Raw genomic sequence first — 18,701 nt, 5'->3', positions numbered from 1 at the left:
CTACGAACGCAAAGCCGAACACTTCATGGCCTTCACCGCGATCGCTGCCACACTCATCTGCTACCGCAGACTCCCCAAATGAAATGGCCTGTAAGACGGATCGCGCATCGGCGCGCGGCCGGTGGAGGGCATCATCAGCGCCGATTCGGTGCGCCTGGCGGCCGTACTGGCCGCGTCCCACGGCTGAGTCTTGTGCTGGCTGCGTTGCCCGGTCTGACCGCCATGGTCGCACTCGTGTTCACCTGGATGTCGGTGCAGCAGACCCGAACGGAGATGCGGATCGCCGAACAGGGGCAGATCCGGCCGGTTCAATGACGCTGTGGGCCACCTGGGGGCGGGCTCCATGGAGATGCGCCTGGGCGGTATCTACGCCCTGCAGCGGATTATGCAGGACTCCTCGCGCGACCAGCCCGCAATCGTCGTCGTGCTGTCCGCGTACGTACGCGACAAGGCACACGTTCCCAAGGGCGGCTTCGTGAAGGAGGCAGGTGATCGCGACGAGCAAGCCGAGATCGTGCCGCCTGACGATGTGTACGCCGCGGTCTACGTCCTCAACGGCCAGCCTTCCAGAGGCGGTGAGCAGGTGGCGGTGGACCTGGGCAGCGCGGACTTGCGTGGGCTGGCACTGGATGGGCGGCGGGACTATCTCCGGCTGAAGCTTCCGAACGGATATCCGTCCCTGAGGGACTCCGGATCCGGCTTCAGGTTCGCGCGCTTGGACGGGGCGGACCTGCGGCGCGTGTCCTTCGATCAGGTGGACCTGCGTGGTGTAACCCTGCACGGGGCAAACCTGTCCGGCGCATTCATCCATATGTCAGACCTGAGGGGTGCGCAGCTGTGGGATACAGATCTCACCAGGGCTGAGCTCACCGGGTCGCTCCTGAGCGGTGCCTCCTTCACAGGAGCGACCTTGCGCGAAGCCAAACTCTTTGAGTCCCACATCACCGAAGCCGACTTCACGGCTGCCGATCTCAAGAACGCCGGCCTCAATGACGCCGACCTCACGGGAGCTGTCCTGTACGGGGCGGACCTCAGCGGAGCGGACCTCAGCGGCGCGGACCTCACCGGAGCGGACCTCAGGGAAGCGAACCTCACCGGAGCGGACCTGAGCAAGGCCCAGTTGTCCGGTGCAAAGCTCGACGGGGTCCGAGGGCTGCCGGCATCCATGCGCCACTGACCTTCCCTGCCGGCGGCGGACTGCCGGCTCCGTCCTTCCGGTGCGGTCTCAACAAGACGCCCCGTGAGAGGGAAACGACGACCACAGCAAGGCTCGGCGCCTCCCACACCCACGAATTTTGCCGACCATCGATGCCGGCAAGACGACGCCCGAACCGCTGTCGAAATGCTGCTCCTCCACGTGAACAAAGCCAGGTGGAGCCTCTACCAGCACCGACAGGGCATCGAGGCCACCGTTTCACCAAGGTGTCCGCGCCTTCGGCCTGCGGCGGTCCCGATGCCGCGGCCATCCCAAGACCCGCCTTCAGCACCTCTTCACCGCCACCGCGATGAACCTTGCCCGGCTTGATGCCTGGATCACCGGGACACCCCGGGCCGGAACCCGCATCTCCCGCTTCGGACGACTGCGTCCCGCTGCCCGACGGCAGCGGGACGCAACCAAGGGGCCATTCACCAACGGTGTCCGGTCGGCCGGGCCCCTCACCGGTCCCGCTTTGCGTATCTCGGTCCAGTCGCGTATCCGGCTTGCTGGTCAGCGTTTCCGCATCGTGCGGGACGCGGACCTGCGGCCCGGACGGGCCCACGGCCCGCGTCCCGCCGCAGGGGTCCTGGAGGCAGCCGGTGGTGGCCTGCCGGCCGGGGTGGCGGCGGTGCGGGCGGGTCAGCCGGCGAGGCGGTGTGGGCGGGTCAGCCGGCGGCGGGGCGCCGGCCGGTGGTGCGGGTGGTCCTGGAGCGGCCGGAGCCGTTCGCAGCGCCGTTGGCAGTGCCGGCCGCGGGGGTGCGGCTGGGGGTGCGGCCGCCGGTGGTGCCGGTGGTGCCGGTGGGGCTGGTGGTGCCGTTCTTCGTCCGGCGGGTGGTTGCGCGGCCGCCGTTGGCGGGGGTGTTGCCGGTGGCCGGTGTCCCGCTCGCCCCGGTCCGGGGGGTGGTGCCGCGGCGTGCCGGGCGTGCCGTGGCGGGCGCGGTACCGGTCGCCGTACCGGTCGTTGCGCCGTTGCCGTTGCCGTTGCCGTTGCGGCGGCGGGACGGGCGCCGGCCGGGGGTGGCGGTGGCTTTCTGGTCGGTGCGGGACCGGGCGGGCGGGGTGGGCTGGGGGATGTCGAGGGTGACGGCCACGCCGGAGGGTTCGCGGGCGCCGGTGAGGGTGGCCAGTTCGGTGTCGGTGGAGGTAATGCGGGCCGTTCGGGGGCGGATGCCCGCGTCCGACATCAGACGGGTGATGTCGCGTTTCTGGTCGGGCAGGACCAGGGTGACCACGCTTCCGGAGCCGCCGGCGCGGGCGGTGCGTCCGCCGCGGTGGACGTAGTCCTTGTGGTCGGTGGGGGGATCGACGTTGACGACGAGGTCGAGGTCGTCGATGTGTATGCCGCGGGCGGCGACGTTCGTCGCGACCAGGGCGGTGACCTGGCCGTTCTTGAACTGTTCCAGGGTGCGGTTGCGCTGGGGCTGGGAACGGCCGCCGTGCAGGGCGGCGGCGCGGACCCCGACGGCCAGGAGCCGTTTGGCGAGCCGGTCGGCGGACCTCTTGGTGTCGAGGAAGAGGATGACCCGGCCGTCGCGGGCGGCGATGCGGGTGGTGACGGCCTTCTTGTCGGTCTCGTCCGCGACGTGGAGGACGTGGTGTTCCATGGTGGTCACCGCTCCCGCGGAGGGGTCCACGGAGTGCACCACGGGATCGGTCAGGAACCGCTGCACCAGGCGGTCGATGTTGCGGTCCAGGGTGGCGGAGAACAGCAGCCGCTGCCCGTCGGCCCGCACATGCTGCAGGAGCCTGGTGATCTGCGGCAGAAAGCCCATGTCGGTCATCTGGTCGGCTTCGTCCAGGACCGTGATCCGGACGTCGTCCAGGACGCAGTCCCCGCGTTCGACGAGGTCGTTGAGCCGGCCGGGGGTCGCCACGACCACCTCGGCGCCGCGCCGCAGCGTTGCGGCCTGGCGGGTGATGGACAGCCCGCCGACCACGGTGGCCAGCCGCAGGTTCACCGCGGTCGCATACGGGGTCAGCGCGTCCGTCACCTGCTGGGCGAGTTCCCGGGTGGGTACCAGCACGAGGGCGAGGGGCGCGGTGGGCTGCGCGCGCAGTCCGGCCGTGCGGGCCAGCAGCGCCAGCCCGAACGCCAGGGTCTTGCCGGAGCCGGTACGTCCCCGGCCCAGCAGGTCACGGCCGGCGAGCGAGTTGGGCAGGGTGGCGGCCTGGATGGGGAAGGGGGTGGTCACGCCCTGCGCGGTGAGGGTCTTCAGCAGCGCGGCCGGCATGTCCAGGCCGGCGAAGTCCTCGACGGCGGGAAGAGCGGGGGTCGTGCTTTCCGGCATCCGGAATTCCGTCGGCGACGACGCGGACGGCCTGGGGGAGGGGACACGCCGGTTCGGCTTCTGGGGCCTGCGGGACATGCGGTTCTCTGCCTTCCTTCACACAGCACAAACCGGGGTCCGCACCATGACGGTGCCGACCCCGGTGAGCGGGTTCAAGCGTCCGGCGATCAGGCGGGGACGATGTTCTCCGCCTGCGGGCCCTTCTGGCCCTGCGTGACGTCGAAGGAGACCCGCTGGCCCTCCTGGAGCTCACGGAAGCCCTGGGTGGCGATGTTCGAGTAGTGCGCGAAGACGTCGGGACCGCCGCCGTCCTGCTGGATGAAGCCGAAACCCTTTTCGGCGTTGAACCACTTCACGGTTCCCTGTGCCATGACCTTCTCCTTCTGATAGGCAGAGGCCCCATCCGGAGATGCCGGAAAAACAAATAATGCGCCCGAAGGAGAAACATTCCCGTCAGGCGCACATAGGTTCATGGGTACCACAACTGCAACACCGAAACGGTAGCACAGCTTCGCGGTCCGCGGTGGATCAACGAGACGTACGGGCCGGTTTTCCCGGCGCCTTATTTCGGTGGGCGTGCCCTCCACCCGGTTCCGGCCGGCCGCCGCCGCCCGCGCCCACCGCCACGCCCACTGCCCGGCCGCCACCCCTCCCGGCCACCCCCTCCCGCTCGGGCAGCCCACCTCCCGCTCGGGCGGCCCGAAGCGGCCACCCCCTCTCGGGCGGCCCGGGACGGCCGTCCCCCTCGTGGTGGGGCCGGGGCGCCGGCGGCACCGGGTTCCACCGGGGCCGGCCCGGCAAATGATCCTGTGGGGGCGGGCCGCACGGTCTGTGACGGGCCGCCCCCGGCCGGCGGGCCCGGCCGGGGCGAAGCGGCCGGCCACCGTACGGGAGGGGGTGAGCCGGTTGCGGCGAAGCGCTCACCGGGAGCGGACGTTCACCGTGCTCCCGCCGTGCGCCGGAGGGGCCCCTGAGCCTTCCCGGCGGGGCGGGGCGGGGCCGGGTGCCGGTGTCGGGCCGGTTCCGCCGGCCGGGGCCGGGCCGTGGCCGAGGAGCAGCCGAGGAGCGGCCGGCGGTCTGGTGCGGGCGCGCCGCGCCGGGCAACGGCGGTCCGCAGCACGGGCATCACACCCGGCGGGTGCCCGTCCGGTCCGCGGCACGCATGCGTCCGGGGGCGCGGCGACGGTGCTCGGGGGAGGGGCGGCGGCAGCGGGGCCGGGTGCTCTGCCCGGGTGTCCGGCCCGGCGGCCGGAGTCCCTGGGCGTGGCAGGCGCCGCCGCAGCCGCACGCCGGCGGGCGCCCGGCACCGGCCGGGACCGGCCCGCCACGCGCCGGCGGAGATCGCCGGAAGGGGCGAGAGTGCGGGCCCGGCTTGCCGGGGCGGGCGGTTTTCAGTCGGCGAAGGTGCCGGTCAGCCGCTGCGGGGTGATCCTGACGGCCACCCGCACGATCTGCGGCGGCAGTTGCCGGTACTCCTCGCCCGCGCCGGGCCCCTCGTACTGCTCGGCCAGTGCGGCGGCCAGTTTCCGGTCCGGGTCTGCGGTCACCGTCGCGGTGCCGCGTATCTCCAGGTACCGCAGCGGGTCGGAGCGGTCGTAGACGGTCAGGCTGACCCGTGCGTCGCGCTGCACGTTGGTGACTTTCCGGCGGCCGGCCGCCGAGGAGAGCAGCAGGTCGTCGCCGTCCCGGGCGACCCAGACCACCGAGGTCTGCGGGCTGCCGTCGGGGTTCACGGTGGCCAGCACCGCGGGGTTCACATCGTCAAGAAGCCTGCGGGCGGCATCGTTCAGCTTGATCGTCACGTCCGTGACCCTAGCCAGGCCGCCCGAGAAGTGTCGACGGCATGTCCCGGACCGGCCGGCGCACGCGTCGGAACACCCCCCGGGCCGGCCGGCCCGCAGCGTGCACGGCAGGGATCCCGGGCTCGTCTCAAAGGATCCCGGGCTTGTCTCATGTGTGAGAGCGATCAGCGGGCGGCACCGGGCGAGTTCGGCGCTCGCCCCCCCTGGCCGGGGACGTGCGCGGCGGCCGGCCGATGCGCCGCGGTGCTCTGGACCGAGCCGGCCGAGTCCGGTCATGCCGATCGAGCCCTTGCCGGCCCGCCCGGGCCCGGGCGGGCCCGTGTGCTGGGGGAGCACCTGGTGGCAGTGTCCGTGTCGTTTCCCGCCGCGGGAGGCGTCGGCGTGGCCGTCCCGCCCGGCCTTCAGCAGGCCGCGGGGGAGCCGGGAGCCGGGAGCCGGTGTCCGGGGGCTGGACGGGCCGGACGGGCCGGCGGGGGAGGGCGCCACGGCGGCCGGCACGGCAGGCACGGCACGGCAGGCACCGGCACGGCATGGCACGGCATGGGGAGGCACGGCATGGCACGGCATGGGGAGGCGAACGGGCCGGCGGCGGGCTGCTGCAGGGGTGCGTCACCCGACCGGCGTACGTCGCGCGCGGGGAACCGGCCGGGTCGCCGGCGGGGGCGCGGCGGGGGGGGTCCGGACGGGCAGGCCAGGGCCGTACCCGCCGGTGACGCTGCGGTGCGGGGGGTTCTTCCCGACCCGCTGACCTGCGAAGACGCGTCGAGCGGGCCGGGTGGGTGACCGGGCGCCGGGCGGGTGGCCCCCGCTTGCCGGAACCCCCGCGATTCCCCGGACCCCCCTGCGGAAGCACCGAAAACACGTGCGACGCACGAGAGCATTTCCGGCAGGCAGTGTGCCCGAAATGTGACTCATGATGTTTTCGTTCGTCTCCCCCCTTTCCCCTCCCCCGAGGAGTACGACCATGTCCGAAGCGACGGAGCCCCCCGTCATCCCGTTCACCGTCGGTGACCCGCTCGACTCGCCCTCCCGCCCCATCCCCGTACCGGACTTCGACGAAGAGTGGACCGTGGACAAGGGGTTCACCTGGGTCTTCTACGGCGAGGGCAACCGCGCCCTGACCCGGCCGGTGATCATCGCCGACGGCTTCAACCACGGCAGGAGCAAGCTCAAGGAGTTCTACGAGTTCCTCGAGGGCGAGGACTTCCCCCTCATCAGCGAACTCCGCCGGCGCGGCAAGGACGTGATCCTCCTCGGCTTCGACAACCGCACCGACTCCATCCTGACCAACTCCAAGGCGGTCGAGGGGACCATCCGTGAGGCCATCGACCGCCGCACGGGCAACGAGCGGCTGGTGGTCGGCGGCTTCAGCATGGGCGGCCTCGTCACCCGCTACACCCTCGCCAGGATGGAGAGCGACTTCCACGAGGACGAGCACCAGACAGGCGTGTACTTCTCCTTCGACACCCCGCACCGCGGTGCCTCCATCCCCGTCGGCGTCCAGGCGTTCGCCTATCTGCTCCCCTACGGCATCGACCTCAAGCCCCACCCCTTCGAGCAGCAGATGAACAGCCCCGCCGCGCGGCAGATGCTGTGGCAGCACTACGACAAGAAGACCCAGAAGATCGGGGTGGCCCCCGAGCGCACGGCGCTGCTGAACGAGCTGGACCGGGTCGGCCAGTGGCCGCGGATCCCGCGCAAGCTGGCCGTCGCCAACGGCCGCGGCGACGGCATCGGGCTGCCCGGCACCGGGCCCGGCGAGGTCGCACTGCGGCTCGACGTCCGCTACCCCGGCACCACCTTCTACACCCAGGCGCAGGGCGACGACGTGACGGTCGCCTACCTGAACCGGAAGTTCCCGCCGGCCGAGCGGACCATCACCACCAACGGCTTCCCGGAGCTGGACGGCGCACCCGGCGGCACGCTCGCGACGTACAAGATCCTCGCCGAGTCGATGACCGAGGCCGGCGGCGAGGCGGACCTGCGGCACCCGCACGTGTGCTTCGTCCCGTCGGTCAGCGCGGTCGACATCGCGGACTTCGGCCGGCAGGAGGACCTGTACGCGAAGGTCGACGGCATGGACCCGGCCCACAGCGGGCTGGACGAGTTCCGCTGCTCCTCCACGACGACCCCGCACACGCTTCCGACCGAGGAGCTGTGCACCTGGCTGCTGGAGCGGATGCAGTGACCGGGCGGTGAGCCGGTCCGGCACCGCGTCAGCCGCAGCCCGCCGGCTCCGGGGGAGCCGGGCCGGCGGGTGCTGGCTCGCTCCCGTCCGCCGACAGGTGCGCAGGACGGCGGACGGGAGCCGCTGGCGGCCGGGGCGAGGCCGGGCGGCAGCCGCCGGGCGACGGGGCCGGGCGCCCGGCAACCGCGCCCGGCCGGGCGACAGGCCCGGGGGGCGAACCGCGGGTCCGGGACGTCCGCGGACCATGACCGGCGCCGGCCGGGGCGACTGCCTTCGCCCTGCCCGTGGTCCTACCCGTGGTCCTGACCGTTGGCCCGGTCCGGGGCCGAAGCGCGACCGCGCAGGCGTTGCAGCAGGGTGCCGCCCAGCAGGACAAGACCGATGGCGATGGCCTTGCTCGCCTGGTAGGCCAGCGGTGCCGGGGTGTCCGCGGAGGCGGACCGGCCGAAGAACACCCACAGCTCCCAGGCGGCCCCGGCCACGACCAGCAGGAAGGCGCCCACCGGGCCGATCCCCCACCACCACGGCGCCTGGGGATGGGAACGGCCGGCCTGGTCGTGACCGTCGGATGCCATGATCGGTACTCCTTGTCCTGCGGCGGATCTGCCCTGCGGCGAGTGGGACCTGCGGCGGTGGGCCCTGCGGGATGGCGCGCGGCCGCCGGCGTGGGCCGTGGCCGCAGGGGAGACGGGCCGTGCTGGTCACGCCCCCCAGGGAGGACGGCCCGGCAGGGGCATGCGTTCCCGGCCGGGACGTGCGGGCTCGACGGGAAGACCGTGATGCGCCACGCGCCCGGTGCAAGGGTTCGGCCCGTGCGGGCAAACCCCTGCCGGCGCGGAGATCGGCACGCTCTGCACGGTGCCCGAAGCCTGGGGCACCGGGACCGGAAGGCAGTTGATGCCGGCCACGACGGCGAGTGTGGAACAGGCCGGCTGCACCCACGCCCCCTTGTGGGTCCTGCGGGACAACCAGCGCGCCCGGCGCTTCTGCGAAGCTGCCGGCCGGTGCGCGGACGGCACGGTCGTGCAGGACACCACCGGCGGGGGATCCCTCGGCAAGCTGCGTGGTCGCCGCGCTCTGAGCTGACGGTTCTGCGCCGGCAGGTGGTGCCGGAGGGGGATCCCCCGGACGGACGCGGTCGTCCTCCCCTTTCACGGCAGCCGGGTCAGATCCATCGGTAGGTGGTGTCGTCCAGGGCCGGCAGCAGGGCCCGGGCGGCGTCGAGCGGCGCGGTGGGGGCGGCGAGTTCGGCGAGGGGGACCGGCGGGAACAGCGCCAGGCCGGCCGTGTCCTTGTAGGGGTGCCAGAGGAGGCGGCCGGCGCCGGCGGTGTCGTCGTACTCGGTGGTGCGCAGGCGGGCGCGGACGGGGCCGGTGATGTGGACGCGGAAGACGAGGTGCAGTTTGCGGGGCGGGGTGCTGCCGGGGCGGGTGACCATGGCGTCCTGGAGCCAGGTCAGCTGCGGGGCACCGCTCGCCTCGGCCAGGTCCAGGGCCAGTTCCTCCTCCAGCTCGCGTGCGAGGGCGTGAGGCAGGGATTCGCCGGGCTCGACGTTGCCGCCGGGCAGGGTGTACTGGTCCCGGCCGTTCCGGCTGCGGTGGATGAGGGCGATCTCGTCGCCGTGGAACAGGGCCGCGGCGACACGGATCTTGATGCGGGTGAACGGCTCGGCGGCGCTCACCGGCTGCTTTCGGTGCAGGGGCGGGCGACGGCCCAGGCCGCCTCGATCATCGAGAAGATCTCGTCCACCGCGGCCTGCGGGTCGGCCGCCTCACGGGCCAGCGAGTAGGCGTCGATCACGAACCGCGCGATCGTCCGGCACGCGGTCGTGGGCTGTGCCAGTCCGAGACCGGCGGCGATGGCCGTGGCCAGCGACTGTGCATGACGCAGCCTCATCGACTCCTCGTACTGCCGCAGGGCGGCCGATTCCCCGATCATGCGCCAGAGCGGGGCGGCGCTGTCCGCCGTGCAGTGCCGCACCAGGGCGTGGATCTCGCGGCGCAGCGCGGGCAGCAGCGGCTCGTGCGGCCCCCGGTGGGCGACCGCCTGCGTGAGGCGCTGCTCGAAGCCGGCGTCCTGCTCGAACACCAGGGCCTCTTTCGAGGCGAAGTGGGAGAAGACGGTGGTGACGGCCACGTCGGCCTCGGCGGCCACGTCACGGATGCCCACCGCGTCGTACCCGCGTTCCAGGAAGAGCCGCAGGGCGGTGCCGGCGATCTTCTGGCGGGTCGCGGCCTTCTTGCGTTCGCGGCGTCCGGGCGGCACGGTCATGGCCGGAAACTATCAGATCCAAAGTCGAAACGGTTCTTAAACACTAACCGTTAGTGTTACGTTCGGCGGCATGAGGAAAGTGAGCTTCGCCGAGTTCGGCGGCCCGGAGGTCCTGCAGCTCGTGGACGCCGAGGAGCCCCACGCGGGCCCCGGCCGGATACGCATCGCCGTGCGGGCGGCGGGCGTGAACCCCGTCGACTGGAGGATCCGGGAAGGCCAGGTCCTGGGGGCCCACCCCGTCGAGCTGCCCTCCGGGGTCGGGCTGGACGCCGCCGGGGTGGTGGACGAGGTCGGCGAGGGCGTCACCGGGGTCGAGGCCGGCGACCGGGTGTTCGGCGAAGGCACCAGCACCTACGCCGAGTTCGCCGTGCTGTCGGCCTGGGCCCGCATGCCCGAGGGCCTGACGTTCGAAGAGGCGGCCGGGTATCCCTCCGTGGTGGAGACCGCGTTGCGCGTCATCGGCGAGAGCGGAGTGCGCTCCGGGCAGACGCTGCTGGTCAGCGGCGCGTCCGGGGGAGTGGGATCGGCGGTGCTGCAGATCGCCCGCGACCGCGGCATCACGGTGATCGGCACGGCCGGGGCCGCGAACCAGGACTACCTGCGCAGCCTGGGTGCCCTGGCCACGACGTACGGCGAGGGCTGGACCGAGCGGGTGCGCCGGCTCGGCCGTGTCGACGCGGCACTCGACCTGGCCGGCTCGGGCGTGATCCGCGAACTCGTCGAGCTGACCGGGGACCCGCACAAGGTGATCTCCATCGCCGATCTCGGTGCGCCCGAGCTCGGTGTCCGGTTCTCCGGGGTGGCCGGCAGCGTGCCGGCCGCGCTCGCCGAGGCCGTCAGCCTCATCTCGCGGGGAAAGCTCCACATCCCGGTCGAGAAGCCGTACCCGCTCGCCGGGGCCGCGGCGGCGCACACCGACAGCCAGGCCGGCCACACGCGCGGACGCCGGGTTCTGCTCATCTGAAAAACCGGCCGCGCCTCGCCCCCGACCGGACCGTCACCGACCGGGCCGGACCCCAACAGGGCCGGGCCGGAGGAGGCGACGGCGCCGGCGTGGAATCGAGGACGGCGCCGGCCCTAGGGGCCGGCAGCCTCGTCCTGGCCGCCGCGGCGATCGTCGGGTGGCCCCTGCGGCGATCGTCCAAGAGCCGCCGGAGACGGCCCGGGAGAGAAGGACCCGGCCGCATCCCGGGGCTTGAGCGGGCTGTGCACGGGAGGGGAAACAAGCGGAGAGCAAGACGGGAAGCCGCGAGGGACACACTCCTGCGCAGCTTCCGGGACGGCCCGCGGCCGGTTGCCGCAGCCGCCGTCATCCGTGCCGCCTGCCCCGCCTACGCCGCCTCGGGCCGCGTCCCGCCCCTGCCCGGGGCGGACTCCGGTGCGTTCCCGAGCGGCAGGGTCTCGTCCTCCCCGAAGTCAGGGGCCTGGAAGGGGTTCGTCACCGGAGGCGGCGAAGCCGCGGGGGAGCGGCGGGCCTGCCCTTCCGGGGCGGAGAACAGCGATGTCAGTTCGATGAGAGGTCTCTCTTTCGGTGCAGGCCCTCAAAAGAAAGGGGGGGCCTGGTGTGCCAAGCGGCACAGCGGTCCTACAGCTTGGTCATCTTGGCGTACGGGCTCAAGATCCGCATCTGCGCCGAGCCGAAATCCACGAGCGCCGCGATTCCCTCCTCGACGCCGATCACCCGGCCGAGGCCGTACATGTCGTGGGTGACCTGATCGCCCACGGCGAAGTGCTTGGGAACTGGTGTGACGGGGGCCTTGAAGGGGCTGGTAGGCAGATGACGCTTCGGTGCAGCAGGCTTGGTCATGGCTCAGTATGAGCCCACGCGCACCCCGTCCGCTGTGGCCATCGGCACAGATCTGGCTGAAAACAACCGCTGCACGCCGCTGACCTGCGGATTCGGTACCTGATAAGGAAATTCCGGCCGTGGGACTCCCACGCCGGCCGTGACCGGCTCAGGCGCCTGCCGCCGGCTCGTGCGCCTGCCGCCGGCAGCGGCACGAACCCTGGTGCCGGCGGCCGGCCGGCCACGACGGCGAGGGCGCAGCCTGCCGGCGGCAACCACGCTGCCGCAGGTGCGGCTTGGGGAGGCCGGCCGGCACCACAGGCGCGGCCACGGTCGGCGCCGGCCGGAGATCTCCTTGGCCCGCACCCCGGTTGGCGCCGCGACCGCCACCGGATGGATCCGCCGTGCCTGCGAACCGCCGCCGGTGGAGACGAGAACACCGGCCGTCAGACGCAAGCGCGCCGCCACTGTGTACGGCCCCCGTGGCCACCGAGCCCGTCTCGGGCCAGGGCCGCCGGGGGAGAGGCCGTCCCTGCGGGGTTCACGCGCCGGGCGGGCGGAAGGAGACCTGCCGGCGGGCCGCCTCGTCGATCTCCTCGACGGTGAGCAGGGCGGTGGCCCGGGTACGGAGCGCGCCGCTGGCCTTGACGCGGAGGCTGACGGCGGCCATGGAGACGGGGTCGGGGAAGTCGACGATGCACATCAGGTCGTCCTCCCCGAAGGCGAAGTACATCGCCTCGACCGTCCCGCCCAGGCCCGTGACGACCTCGTCGACGGCGGCGCGACGGCCACCGGCGCCCTCCTCGAGCAACCCCTTCGTACCCTCGGGCGTGTAGGCGGCCTGGATGAGGAACTTCGGCATAGGGGGCGCTCCCTGCCCGTGAGGCGTGCGGTGTGCACAAGGGGGACTGCCCGCTCCTGCGCCGGCCGCCACGCACCACGGCGCCGGATTCACTCGTTGGAAGCCGAGCACCTCTCCGGCGGCCGTAGCCCCTCTCCCGTGGCCGTAGCCCCTCTCCCGTGGCCGGCAGCCGCTCTCCCGTGGCCGGCAGCCGTCATCCCGGCTGGCAGCCGCTCGCGAACAGGGAATCGCCGTTGACCGTCACGGTGGAGCACACCGTCGACAGGTTGTGCACGACATAGGTGTGCGGGCCGGTGGGTGTCTGGGCGTTCGACGTCGCCGTGTCGACCGTGAAGCGTTAGGGCGCACCGCCGTTGACGAAGCCGCACGCCGACGCCGAGGCGAAGAGGTTGGGGAAGAGGTATCCGCTGCCGGCGGGCAGCAGGGCGATGGACGTCGACGTCGGGCAGTGGGCGGTGGTCGACGCCTGCGCGGCCTGGGCCGGAGCACCGACGGTGACGGCGCCCGCGGCCACGGCCACCGTGCCCGCCGCCACGAGGCGACGCAGGAGCTGTCTTATCCAGTCCCCTTCGTTTCCTCCCCCGGCTTCGGCCGGGGGAGGGAGCGAAGCTCCTGCGGAGCAGGGCAGGGAAAGCCGGTTCGCTCCCTGGGCGGACCGGCGTTGTCAGTGACGGCCGGCAGCTTGAGTACATGCATCTGCGCTGTTCCTTCCGGATCGAGCCGACGCCGGGTCAGCGCATCGCGCTGGCCCGTACGTTCGGCTGCGCCCGGGTGGTCTACAACGATGCGCTTGCCGCGCGAAAGGCCGCCTTCCAGGCGGACAGGTCGCGCATCCCGACGGGACTGCCGGCCAGGAAGGTGATCACCGAGGCGAAGCGGACGCCCGAGCGGCCGTGGCTGGCCGAGGTCTCCGTGGACGCGTTGCAGTCCTCGCTGCGGGACTTGGATGCGGCCCATGCGAACTTCTTCGCGTCGGTGACCGGCAAGCGGCGTGGGCGCCGCATCGGTCTGCCGGTGTTCAAGAAGAAGTCCGACGCCCGGCAGTCGGTGCGGTTCTCGAGGAACGGGTTCCGGCTGCGGGACAGCGGACGGCTGAATCTGGCGAAGCCGGTGACGTAAGGGTGCGCTGGTCGCGTCCGCTTCCCTCGCCTCCGTCGTCGGTGACCGTGATCAGGGAGTCGTCGGTCCGGTACTTCGCGAGCTTCGGCGTGGACGCCTGGCCGGAACCGGCCGAGCCTGTCACGGCCGAGGTCGGCATCGATCTGGGCCTGACCCGTTACGCCGTCCTGTCCGACGGCACGGTGATCGACAACCCCCGCTTCCTGCGCCGCGCCGAAGGCAGGCTGAGGAAAGCGCAGCAGGCCCTGAGCCGGAAGGCGAAGGGACCGAAGATGCGGGCCAGGGCCCGCATCAAGGTCGCCCGCGCCCACGCCCGGGTGTCCGACGCGCGCCGTGACCGGTGCCACCAGACAGCTTCGAGGCCGGTCCGCGACAACCAAGCGGTCTACCTCGAAGACCTGGCGGTTTCGGGACTCGCACGTACGCGCCTGGCCAAGTCCGTACACGATGCCGCGTGGGGCATGTTCCGGCGAGTGCTGGAGGGCAAGGCCGCCCGTGCCGGGCGGCACGTCGGTGTCGTGTCGCGGTGGCTGCCGTCGTCCCGGACCTGTTCGGTGTGCTGGGCCGTGGACGGGAAGAAACCGCTGCACGTTCGCACCTGGCGGTGTGAAGGCTGCGGTACTGAACATGATCGTGACCTCAATGCGTCGCGTGTGATCCTCGCCGCCGGGCAGGCGGAGAGGCGAAACGCCCCTGGAGGGCCGGTAAGACCTGAAGCGGCAATCCCGCGCCAGGCACGGCCCGCTGAACGGGGAACCCACCCGAAGCCCCAGCCGGTCACCACCGGCCGGCAGGCGGGAATCCCCCTCCTGTAGGAGGGGGAGGATGTCAAGCCATTCCTCCGGATCATCGGTACGCCGGGCCCGGCCGAGGCAGCCAGCCTCGCCGTGCCGCACCGCCCGTACCAGGCCCGTACCGGCCAGGCCGAAGAGCCCCCGCGTCGCGGATGCCCCCCCGGGGGCGGCACCCGGCGGGTTCGCCGTCGCCGGCACTGCTGCGGTGCCCTGGCTGCTGCTGCGGGCGTGACTGAGTGGAGTGGCCGGCCGCGGTGAGTGAGGGGACCGGAGTGAGGGAAGAGGAGGACGAGGCGGGTGGGGTGGGTGCGCTCACCGACTGGATCGCGTATCACGGCCCGCGGCATCCGAACCCCGGGCCGGGCATCCGGCCCTCCCGCCCAGCCGAAGCCCGGACTGGGACCCGGGGGTCTCCCGCCTTCACACCCGGATCCCCGCCCAGGGCCCCCGGGGACGCCCTCCGGCCGGAGGGTGGCACACGACCGCTGAACGACTCGCCGTGCGGCCGGCGCCCTGCCACAAAGATCATTCATATGCTGAGAAGACCCCTGGCCCGGGGAGGGGGAGCGAACTCTTGGCTGTGCAGGGCATAGAGGAGTCCCTCACGGGGCACACCGCATGGCGCACGCGTGCGCACCCCGCACGGCGCAACGCGTGCGGCGGGCGGAAGCCGGCTGGGCAGCCGGTCACAGGAGGCGAGGACATGGCAGGGCAGGAGAACGCGGAGACCGGCCTGAACCGGCCCCCGGCGGATGCGTCCGGGCTGGCCGCCGCCCTGGAAGCGATCAGGGCCGGCGCCTACGCCGTGGACGTGCAGGGCCGCATCGTCGCGGTGAACAGCCATGCCGAACGGCTGCTGGAACGGCCCGCCGGCGACCTCGTCGGGCAGGACGCCCACGACCTGCTGCACCGCGGGCCGCAGGGCCAGTCCCTGCCGGTGACGCAGTGCGGCATGCGCCCGGCCTTCCACGCCGGACTCCCGGCGCACGGCCGCGGGGACCACTTCGCCCGCTCCGACGGCTCGCTGCTGCCCGTGGCGTGGTCCCTCACGCCCTACGCCCTGTCCGGCCGCGAGACCGGCGCACTCGTCGTCTTCCACACCGAGCACGCCACCGACCCGCAGGCACACCCCGGGCAGGCCGCCGAACCGCTGGGCGAACTGCAGCGGCTGGCCCTGCTCGCCGAGACCACCACCCGCCTGACCTCCACCCTGGACGTGGACGAGGCGCTGCGCCGGCTGGTGGCCCTGGTCCTGCCGCGGCTGGCGGACTGGGCCGTCATCGACCTGATCACCGAACGCGACGAGGTGTGGCGCACCGCCGTCGTCCAGGCCGACCACGACCGCCTGGTCCACCACGAAGACCTTCAGGGGCCGATGCCGCCGGTCCCCGAAAAATCCCCGATGCCCCTGTCCAGAGCCCTGCGCGGCGTCGCCTCCACCCTCGCCGGGCCCGAGACCTACCAGCGCGCCCCGGACTCCGGCATCGCGGTCGAACAGCGCCGCCTGTTCGACGCCACCGGCATCCACTCCGCGGCCATCGCCCCCATACGCAGCACCCGCGAGGTCCTGGGAGCCCTCACCCTGGGCCGCGCCCGCCAGCCGGGCAACTTCACCACCGCCGACCTCACCCTCCTGGAGGACATCGCCCGCCGCACCGGCCTCGCCCTGGACAACGCCCGCCTCTACCAGCGCCAGCGCAAGGTCGCCGAGACCATGCAGAACCATCTGCTGCCCCAGATGCCCCACGTGCCCGGCCTGACGATGACCGTCCGCTACCTGCCCGCCCCGGACGCCTCCCAGGTCGGCGGCGACTGGTACGACGCCTTCACCCTCTTCGACGGCGCCACCGCCCTGGTCATCGGAGACGTCGTCGGCCACGACCTGGAAGCCGCCGCCGGCATGGCCCAGCTGCGCAACATGCTCCGCGCCTACGCCTGGGGCCACCACGAACCACCCAGCCAGATCATCGGGCGGCTCGACGAGGCGATCATGCCCATCACCGACGTCACCATGGCCACCCTCATCTTCGCCCGGATCGCCCGGACCGACGCCGGCCACTGGCAACTGACCTGGACCAACGCCGGCCACCCCCCGCCCCTGCTCGTCACCCGCGACGGACTGGCGCACTACCTCACCGACGGCCACGGCCTGCTCCTGGGCACCGGAGTCTCCACCTCCCGCCGCGACGCCACCGTCGTCCTGCCCCCGGGCTGCACCCTCCTGCTGTACACCGACGGCCTCATCGAGGCACCCGGCCGCACCCTCGACGACGGCCTGAGGCAACTGCGCCAGCACGCCGCGGCCCTCGCCCACCGCCCCCTGCCCTCCTACACCGACCAGCTCCTGCACCGCGTCCGCCCGCCCGGCCACGACGACGTCGCCCTCCTGGCCCTGCAGACCCCCATGGAACCCGGCCTGTAGCACGCCGGCCCCCCTTCCCCGTCCGCGGGCGAACAGGGCCGGCCGGCGCGGGCGGAGGCCGGCGAGAACCGCCCGGGGGCGAGGGCGCGATACGCCACGCCACGCCGCGTGACACGCCCCTGGGTGAGCCGGGCGGAGGAGGAGGGGTTCACCCGCCGGGGGGCCGGTCGCTCCCCGCGGCGGAGGCGGCGAGCGGGGTGAGCCGGAAGGCTGAAGGCGGTCGGGAAACAGCCCGACTCCCTTCATCCCGCTGAGGACTGACCATGCGAAAGCTCACCGGCGCCCTCGCGCTCACCACCGCGGCCGTGGCCCTCGCGGCCGGCACCGCCGCGGCCGCGCCCGCCACCCCCGTCGCGGCCCGGCACCTCGCCCTGCACAGCTGGACCCTGCTCAACGAGCACGGCCCCGGTCCCAACCCGGGCGAGCGGCTCACCGCGCGGGTCAGCGCCCGTACGGTCGACGGCCACGCCCGGGGGCACGTCGTGGTGCAGCACGTGTTCGAGGAGAGCGGCACCGTCCGGGCCGAGTTCGACGTCGACTGCCTGACCGTCGACGGGAACGGCGCCATCACCGTGACCGGGCCCATCTCGCGGACCGTGGTCACCCCGGTCGGGGGCGAGCCGTACCTCTTCGAGGAGGGCCGGCACCCCGAGGCCGGTCTCACCTTCTACCCGGCCGACGAGCAGCACCAGCGCCGGGCCGGCTGGAACCGGACCAGCCCCCGGACGGCTTCCGAAGTCGTCAGGTGCGGCGCGGTTGCGGCCGGCCTCTGGGTCATCGACGGCGGGACCTTCCTGCGCCGCCAGGCCGTGTACCGAAAGTGGATCTTGAGCTGTGAATGATCTCGGTTCATGGGTCGGGGGAGATCTCACGGACGAACAGTGGGCGGTGCTGGAGCCGTTGTTGCCGAAGGGCACGAGGGCGGGGCGGCCGCCCGTCTGGCCTCGGCGGCAGTTGATCGACGGCATACGGTTCCGGGCCCGGATGCTGGGAAAGGTCCGCGTGCCTCGCATCGGGCCGGGCCGGCCACGCCTCCGCCCCGACCGGGTGCGGGCCGACAAGGCGTACGCCTCCCGCAAGAACCGCGCCTACCTGCGCCGACGCGGGATCCGCTGCACCGTCCCGGACAAGGCCGACCAGGCGCCCAACCGCCGCAAGCTCGGCTCCCGCGGCGGCCGGCCACCGCGATTCGACCCGGCCGACTACCGCGAGCGTCACGCGGTCGGGTGCGGGATCAACCGCCTCAAGAGACATCGCGCTGTCGCCACGCGATACGACAAGCTCGCCGTCCGCCACGAGGCGGCCATCCTCGTCGCGACCCTTAACGAGTGCTGTGACCCGCGGTCTCACGCAGCGGGATCCACGCTCCACGCCGCGGGCAGATCGCTCCCGCAGAAGACGCAGACGAAGTCGTCCTCACGCACGAGGGTGCCTCGGCACCAGCCCGAGACCCCGGTCTCTGCTTCCTCCTCCCAAGGGCTGTGACAGCCCCTGGGCCTGGACCCCGCCCCTGCATGTCCTGGCCCGCGCCGCCCGACTACACCGAAGCCCCGGCCCCTGCGCTGGGGGCGAACCCGCTCCCCTGCCCGGCGAACACCTTGATCGCGGCGCCCAGGAACTCCACCAGCCCGGGGTGGTAGGAATCGTGGAACGCCCTCATGGCCTCGTCCTCGGCGTAGAAGAGCGACATGCCGACGTAAGCCTCCCTGGAGGGGGTGTAGAACCGGCAGATGATGTCGAAGTGCCTGCGGACGAGCTCCTGGATCTGCTGGTCCCCTGGCAGGCAGCCGCCGTCCAGGAAAGCCGTGATCTCCCGGTACAGGACGTCCCAGTCCTGGTGGACCCGCTCCCTGTCCACATGTTCCCAGTTGTTGGTCCCGGCAAGGCTCTTCGCCTGCTCCTCGGCCAACGACCGGCGACACTCGTCCTCGTAACTGTTCCCCACGGCACCGGTTCCCCTCGTTTCGTCAC

The 18,701-nt window shown here is 72.6% G+C and carries 19 protein-coding genes and 2 pseudogenes; 10 read left to right on the top strand and 11 right to left on the bottom strand.

The window, feature by feature from the left end:
* The coding region (locus tag FHS34_RS42100; protein WP_221510040.1) for a hypothetical protein at positions 1-181 on the bottom strand (181 nt) is incomplete at its 3' end.
* 162 nt (positions 182-343) lie between these two features.
* Here FHS34_RS42100 and FHS34_RS39745 point away from each other — a divergent pair.
* Both FHS34_RS39745 and FHS34_RS43155 read left to right on the top strand, forming a co-directional pair.
* The gene (locus tag FHS34_RS39745) at positions 344-1,177 is read left to right on the top strand and encodes a pentapeptide repeat-containing protein (RefSeq protein ID WP_184975106.1); all 834 of its coding nucleotides are present in this window, start codon (positions 344-346) and stop codon (positions 1,175-1,177) included.
* A 201-nt stretch (positions 1,178-1,378) separates the two neighbouring features.
* A pseudogene (locus FHS34_RS43155) lies at positions 1,379-1,583 on the top strand (transposase); the annotation flags it as partial.
* Positions 1,584-1,863: 280 nt separating this feature from the next.
* On the opposite strand, the gene FHS34_RS39740 reads toward FHS34_RS43155, so the two are convergent.
* The 3 genes from FHS34_RS39740 to FHS34_RS43150 all read right to left on the bottom strand — a co-directional run bounded on the left by FHS34_RS39740 (position 1,864) and on the right by FHS34_RS43150 (position 5,288).
* Positions 1,864-3,564, bottom strand: a complete 1,701-nt coding sequence (locus tag FHS34_RS39740) for a DEAD/DEAH box helicase (protein WP_184975104.1) — start codon at positions 3,562-3,564, stop codon at positions 1,864-1,866.
* 89 nt (positions 3,565-3,653) lie between these two features.
* Complete coding sequence (locus tag FHS34_RS39735; protein WP_023544341.1) at positions 3,654-3,857, bottom strand: cold-shock protein; 204 nt, start codon at positions 3,855-3,857, stop codon at positions 3,654-3,656.
* Positions 3,858-4,877: 1,020 nt separating this feature from the next.
* A complete protein-coding gene (locus FHS34_RS43150; RefSeq protein ID WP_184975102.1) occupies positions 4,878-5,288 on the bottom strand; it encodes a PPOX class F420-dependent oxidoreductase in 411 nt (136 codons plus the stop codon).
* Between the two features lie 964 nt (positions 5,289-6,252).
* Here FHS34_RS43150 and FHS34_RS39725 point away from each other — a divergent pair.
* Positions 6,253-7,476 carry an esterase/lipase family protein gene (locus FHS34_RS39725; protein WP_184975098.1) on the top strand — a complete coding sequence of 408 codons (1,224 nt, stop codon included), beginning with the start codon at positions 6,253-6,255 and terminating at the stop codon, positions 7,474-7,476.
* Between the two features lie 290 nt (positions 7,477-7,766).
* On the opposite strand, the gene FHS34_RS39720 is transcribed toward FHS34_RS39725, so the two are convergent.
* The gene (locus FHS34_RS39720) at positions 7,767-8,051 is read right to left on the bottom strand and encodes a hypothetical protein (RefSeq protein WP_184975095.1); all 285 of its coding nucleotides are present in this window, start codon (positions 8,049-8,051) and stop codon (positions 7,767-7,769) included.
* Between the two features lie 220 nt (positions 8,052-8,271).
* Between FHS34_RS39720 and FHS34_RS39715 the strand changes: the two genes are divergently transcribed.
* On the top strand, positions 8,272-8,562 hold the full coding sequence (locus FHS34_RS39715; protein WP_184975092.1) for a GNAT family N-acetyltransferase: 291 nt from the start codon (positions 8,272-8,274) through the stop codon (positions 8,560-8,562).
* Between the two features lie 79 nt (positions 8,563-8,641).
* On the opposite strand, the gene FHS34_RS39710 is transcribed toward FHS34_RS39715, so the two are convergent.
* Together FHS34_RS39710 and FHS34_RS39705 are read right to left on the bottom strand one after the other, a co-directional pair.
* Positions 8,642-9,157 (bottom strand): NUDIX domain-containing protein, encoded by a 516-nt coding sequence (locus FHS34_RS39710; RefSeq protein ID WP_184975089.1) that lies wholly within the window; start codon positions 9,155-9,157, stop codon positions 8,642-8,644.
* Positions 9,154-9,747 (bottom strand): TetR/AcrR family transcriptional regulator, encoded by a 594-nt coding sequence (locus FHS34_RS39705; RefSeq protein WP_184975086.1) that lies wholly within the window; start codon positions 9,745-9,747, stop codon positions 9,154-9,156. Before FHS34_RS39705 ends, FHS34_RS39710 begins: the two co-directional genes overlap by 4 nt.
* A gap of 70 nt (positions 9,748-9,817) precedes the next feature.
* On the opposite strand from FHS34_RS39705, the gene FHS34_RS39700 reads away from it, so the two are divergent.
* Positions 9,818-10,711, top strand: coding sequence for an NADP-dependent oxidoreductase (locus FHS34_RS39700; protein ID WP_184975083.1), 894 nt, complete (start codon positions 9,818-9,820; stop codon positions 10,709-10,711).
* Positions 10,712-11,332: 621 nt separating this feature from the next.
* Here the strand turns inward: FHS34_RS39700 and FHS34_RS39695 are convergent.
* The 3 genes from FHS34_RS39695 to FHS34_RS39685 form a co-directional block, all read right to left on the bottom strand.
* Positions 11,333-11,554: a hypothetical protein gene (locus tag FHS34_RS39695; protein WP_184975080.1), complete on the bottom strand. Its 222-nt coding sequence runs from the start codon at positions 11,552-11,554 to the stop codon at positions 11,333-11,335.
* Positions 11,555-12,074: 520 nt separating this feature from the next.
* On the bottom strand, positions 12,075-12,395 hold the full coding sequence (locus FHS34_RS39690; protein WP_184975076.1) for a GYD domain-containing protein: 321 nt from the start codon (positions 12,393-12,395) through the stop codon (positions 12,075-12,077).
* Between the two features lie 337 nt (positions 12,396-12,732).
* Positions 12,733-12,930 (bottom strand): hypothetical protein, encoded by a 198-nt coding sequence (locus FHS34_RS39685; RefSeq protein WP_184975073.1) that lies wholly within the window; start codon positions 12,928-12,930, stop codon positions 12,733-12,735.
* 155 nt (positions 12,931-13,085) lie between these two features.
* Here FHS34_RS39685 and FHS34_RS43955 point away from each other — a divergent pair, with 155 nt between their 5' ends.
* The 5 genes and pseudogenes from FHS34_RS43955 to FHS34_RS39665 all read left to right on the top strand — a co-directional run.
* Positions 13,086-13,514, top strand: coding sequence for a helix-turn-helix domain-containing protein (locus FHS34_RS43955; RefSeq protein ID WP_308288339.1), 429 nt, complete (start codon positions 13,086-13,088; stop codon positions 13,512-13,514).
* 41 nt (positions 13,515-13,555) lie between these two features.
* On the top strand, positions 13,556-14,329 hold the full coding sequence (locus FHS34_RS43950) for an RNA-guided endonuclease InsQ/TnpB family protein (protein ID WP_308288340.1): 774 nt from the start codon (positions 13,556-13,558) through the stop codon (positions 14,327-14,329).
* Between the two features lie 682 nt (positions 14,330-15,011).
* Positions 15,012-16,730, top strand: coding sequence for a SpoIIE family protein phosphatase (locus FHS34_RS39675; protein ID WP_184975070.1), 1,719 nt, complete (start codon positions 15,012-15,014; stop codon positions 16,728-16,730).
* A 263-nt stretch (positions 16,731-16,993) separates the two neighbouring features.
* Positions 16,994-17,572 carry a hypothetical protein gene (locus tag FHS34_RS39670; protein WP_184975067.1) on the top strand — a complete coding sequence of 193 codons (579 nt, stop codon included), beginning with the start codon at positions 16,994-16,996 and terminating at the stop codon, positions 17,570-17,572.
* Positions 17,565-18,035, top strand: a pseudogene (locus FHS34_RS39665) (transposase); the annotation flags it as partial. The gene FHS34_RS39670 and the pseudogene FHS34_RS39665, both read left to right, overlap by 8 nt.
* A gap of 232 nt (positions 18,036-18,267) precedes the next feature.
* Here the strand turns inward: FHS34_RS39665 and FHS34_RS39660 are convergent.
* The gene (locus FHS34_RS39660) at positions 18,268-18,675 is read right to left on the bottom strand and encodes a TipAS antibiotic-recognition domain-containing protein (protein ID WP_225817912.1); all 408 of its coding nucleotides are present in this window, start codon (positions 18,673-18,675) and stop codon (positions 18,268-18,270) included.
* Between the last annotated feature and the right edge of the window lie 26 nt (positions 18,676-18,701).

Origin of the sequence: Streptomyces echinatus, assembly GCF_014203595.1 — a bacterium.
Classification (GTDB): Bacteria; Actinomycetota; Actinomycetes; order Streptomycetales; family Streptomycetaceae; genus Streptomyces; species Streptomyces echinatus.
Note: the sequence above shows the minus strand (reverse complement) of the source record. Positions and strands in the feature narration are given on the sequence as shown.

What these genes read in the sequence shown, in the direction of transcription:
- FHS34_RS39745 (WP_184975106.1), top strand. Translation starts at nt 344, where the DNA reads ATGGAGATGCGCCTGGGCGGTATCTACGCCCTGCAGCGGATTATGCAG.
- FHS34_RS39740 (WP_184975104.1), bottom strand. Translation starts at nt 3,564, where the DNA reads ATGTCCCGCAGGCCCCAGAAGCCGAACCGGCGTGTCCCCTCCCCCAGG.
- FHS34_RS39735 (WP_023544341.1), bottom strand. Translation starts at nt 3,857, where the DNA reads ATGGCACAGGGAACCGTGAAGTGGTTCAACGCCGAAAAGGGTTTCGGC.
- FHS34_RS39725 (WP_184975098.1), top strand. Translation starts at nt 6,253, where the DNA reads ATGTCCGAAGCGACGGAGCCCCCCGTCATCCCGTTCACCGTCGGTGAC.
- FHS34_RS39720 (WP_184975095.1), bottom strand. Translation starts at nt 8,051, where the DNA reads ATGGCATCCGACGGTCACGACCAGGCCGGCCGTTCCCATCCCCAGGCG.
- FHS34_RS39705 (WP_184975086.1), bottom strand. Translation starts at nt 9,747, where the DNA reads ATGACCGTGCCGCCCGGACGCCGCGAACGCAAGAAGGCCGCGACCCGC.
- FHS34_RS39700 (WP_184975083.1), top strand. Translation starts at nt 9,818, where the DNA reads ATGAGGAAAGTGAGCTTCGCCGAGTTCGGCGGCCCGGAGGTCCTGCAG.
- FHS34_RS39695 (WP_184975080.1), bottom strand. Translation starts at nt 11,554, where the DNA reads ATGACCAAGCCTGCTGCACCGAAGCGTCATCTGCCTACCAGCCCCTTC.
- FHS34_RS39690 (WP_184975076.1), bottom strand. Translation starts at nt 12,395, where the DNA reads ATGCCGAAGTTCCTCATCCAGGCCGCCTACACGCCCGAGGGTACGAAG.
- FHS34_RS43955 (WP_308288339.1), top strand. Translation starts at nt 13,086, where the DNA reads ATGCATCTGCGCTGTTCCTTCCGGATCGAGCCGACGCCGGGTCAGCGC.
- FHS34_RS39675 (WP_184975070.1), top strand. Translation starts at nt 15,012, where the DNA reads ATGGCAGGGCAGGAGAACGCGGAGACCGGCCTGAACCGGCCCCCGGCG.
- FHS34_RS39670 (WP_184975067.1), top strand. Translation starts at nt 16,994, where the DNA reads ATGCGAAAGCTCACCGGCGCCCTCGCGCTCACCACCGCGGCCGTGGCC.